This is a genomic window from Bacillus sp. JJ1474, from assembly GCF_036965225.1.
In the GTDB taxonomy this organism is placed as follows: domain Bacteria; phylum Bacillota; class Bacilli; order Bacillales; family Cytobacillaceae; genus Cytobacillus.
Map to the genome: position 1 here is coordinate 1 of NZ_JBALPC010000260.1, position 2,913 is coordinate 2,913.

The 2,913-nt window shown below is 39.1% G+C and carries 4 protein-coding genes; all 4 read left to right on the forward strand.

The window, feature by feature from the left end:
- Positions 1 to 202 precede the first annotated feature (202 nt).
- A complete protein-coding gene (locus V7164_RS23885; protein ID WP_335355444.1) occupies positions 203 to 1,216 on the forward strand; it encodes a methionine ABC transporter ATP-binding protein in 1,014 nt (337 codons plus the stop codon).
- A 4-nt stretch (positions 1,217 to 1,220) separates the two neighbouring features.
- Positions 1,221 to 1,883: a methionine ABC transporter permease gene (locus V7164_RS23890; RefSeq protein ID WP_335355445.1), complete on the forward strand. Its 663-nt coding sequence runs from the start codon at positions 1,221 to 1,223 to the stop codon at positions 1,881 to 1,883.
- A gap of 15 nt (positions 1,884 to 1,898) precedes the next feature.
- On the forward strand, positions 1,899 to 2,675 hold the full coding sequence (locus V7164_RS23895) for an enoyl-CoA hydratase/isomerase family protein (protein ID WP_335355446.1): 777 nt from the start codon (positions 1,899 to 1,901) through the stop codon (positions 2,673 to 2,675).
- A 20-nt stretch (positions 2,676 to 2,695) separates the two neighbouring features.
- The coding region (locus V7164_RS23900; protein WP_335355447.1) for a CoA transferase at positions 2,696 to 2,913 on the forward strand (218 nt) is incomplete at its 3' end.

A 2,913-nucleotide genomic window follows, 5' to 3' on the forward strand; every position in this document is an offset into this window, starting at 1 on the left:
TGGACAGGTTTTCGGTATTTTGATAGAAGCTGTCCATGAAATCGAGTTTGCTGGAAAGGATATTGAGATTTCGATAAAAGCTGTCCAATATAGATAGTTTGCTGTTCAGACTTTCGATATTTTGATAGAAGTTGTCCAAGAAAGTGAATTTGCTAGACAGGTTTTCGGTCAGGCAAAGATAGCACAGAAAGGAAAAGTCCCCATGATTATATTAGAACATGTTTCAAAATCCTTTGACTCGAAAAAAGGGATTGTAAAAGCAGTTAAAGATGTGAATCTTCATGTGAAAAAAGGTGAAATTCATGGGGTGATCGGCTATAGCGGTGCTGGAAAAAGCACATTGATACGATGTGTGAATTTATTAGAGAAACCTACAAGCGGAAAAGTATTTATTGGCGGCAAAGAAGCTACTTCTTTGCCGTTAAACCAATTACGCGATGTTCGAAAAAGAATCGGCATGATTTTCCAAGGATTCAATCTCTTAAAAACAGCTACCGTTTATGACAATATTGCCATCCCCCTTAAATTATTGGGTTACAGCAAAACGGAAACAAATGAACGTGTGATTAAATATTTGGATATCGTTGGACTTGCTGATAAACATCAATCGTTTCCGAGCCAACTTTCCGGCGGGCAAAAGCAGCGGGTTGCGATTGCGCGAGCACTTGCTCAGGAGCCCGAAGTGTTACTTAGTGATGAAGCAACGAGTGCCCTTGATCCAGAGACGACAGATTCAATTCTCGATTTGCTTTTAAAAATTAATCGAGAACTAGGTATCACAATTTTGTTGATTACCCACGAAATGAATGTCATCCAAAAGATCTGTGACCATGTATCTGTTATGGAAAATGGTGAAATTGTGGAACAAGGCACGACAATCGATTTATTTACAAACCCACAAAACAAGACAACTACGAAGTTTTTAAATACAATCAGTCAGAGGAAGCTGTCACCTTCTTTAATCAGTCAGCTTAATGTAACCGGCAAGGTTTCCCGTCTCACTTTTGTCGGAGAAAGTACGGGGCAACCGCTTTTGGCTAAAGTAAGTCAGCAATTTAAAGTTCAGCCCAATATTTTGACCGCGAATATTCTTGAATTGAAAAATGGTATTGTCGGCAATATTGTTGTTCATCTTATTGGCGAAGTGCAAGATGTCGATCAAGCATTAAAATATTTACAAAATCAAGGTGTTGGCATCGAAGAATTGGAGGGATAACGATATGTATGAATTTACTGATAAATGGTTTCCTATTATCTGGAAGTCTGTGCTGGAAACCTTCCAAATGGTTGGCATCTCCATGATATTTGCAATCATAATCGGTATACCTCTTGGGGTTTTACTCGTTTTAACACGACCTGGCCAAGCTTGGCAAAATCAATGGATCTATCAAATATTGAATCTAGTAATCAATATCTTACGCTCCGTTCCATTTATTATATTATTAATTTTTATTTTTCCATTTACAAAACTAATTGTTGGGACAACGATCGGAGTTACAGGCGCCATCGTTCCGCTTGTCATTTACACGGCTCCTTATCTCGCAAGATTAGTAGAATCATCTCTTCTTGCCGTGGATAATGGCGTTTTGGAAGCTTATAAAGCGATGGGAATTAAAACAAGACAAATTATTTGGCATGTATTACTCCGTGAAGCAAGACCTTCCCTTGTCCTCGCTTTAACTATAACCATTGTCAGCTTGATTGGTGCCACAGCCATGGCGGGACTTGTCGGAGCAGGCGGCCTCGGAGATCTTGCTTACCGCTATGGACATTTACGCTACGAAGAAAGTGTCATGTATGCAACTGTATTAATCCTGATTATCCTTGTACAATGCTGTCAGTCAATTGGGAATCGTATATCAGATCGTTTAAAGAAAGATTGATTGGAGGGGTTATAAATGTCAAATGAACTTTATATAGAAAAGGATGGGGCGATTGCTTCCCTCATTATTAACCGTCCTCAAAAAAAGAATTCATTCACTCTTGCCATGTTTCAAAAGCTTGGCGAACTATTGGATGAGTTGGAACAAGATTCCAGTGTGAAGGTGCTGATTATTCGTGGTGTTGATGAAACAGCCTTTTCAGCGGGTGCTGATATTAGTGAGTTTACGGAAGTCCGTCTCCATGGAAAGCAGGCAAAGGACTATAATGATTACGCCCTTGAATCCATAGGAAAACTATATCGTTTTTCAAAGCCAACCATTGCCTTGATTAAAACTCTGGCAATCGGAGGCGGGCTTGAACTTGCAAATTCATGTGATTTCCGATTTGCCACATCTTGCAGTAAGGTCGGAATTACAGCGGCAAATATTGGCATCGTCTACAACTTAGCTAGTACAAAAAGGCTTTATAATTTGATTGGCCCTGCAAAGACGAAAGAGCTGTTATATACAGCAAAGCTGATCAGTGCAGAAGAAGGCCAAGAAATTGGTTTAATTGATTATGTTTTTCCAATCGAAGAAATTGAAGAAAAATGCCTTGATTTTGCCAAACGAATTACGTTGAAATCATCTGTTGCCAACGCTGGCATTAAGAAAGTGATCCAAGCCATCATAGATGGAGAGAACGATGAAAGTGAATATATTGAAAACGTCATTTTAGAGTCATATAGTTCGGATGACTACTTAGAAGGCATTCAGGCATTTTTGGAAAAAAGAAAACCGAACTTCTCGTGAAAGAAAAGGAGCCTTACATCATGATTCAAGCATTAGAAGGAATGAAAGTCATTGACCTATCACAAGTATTGGCAGGTCCATATTGTACGATGGTACTTGGTGATATGGGTGCCGATGTCATCAAAATTGAGAAATACCCTAATGGTGATGACACCCGGTTAATGGGTGCTACTATTAACGAAGAAAGTTTTATGTATATGATGGTCAATCGTAATAAGCGCGGAATGTGTCTCAATTT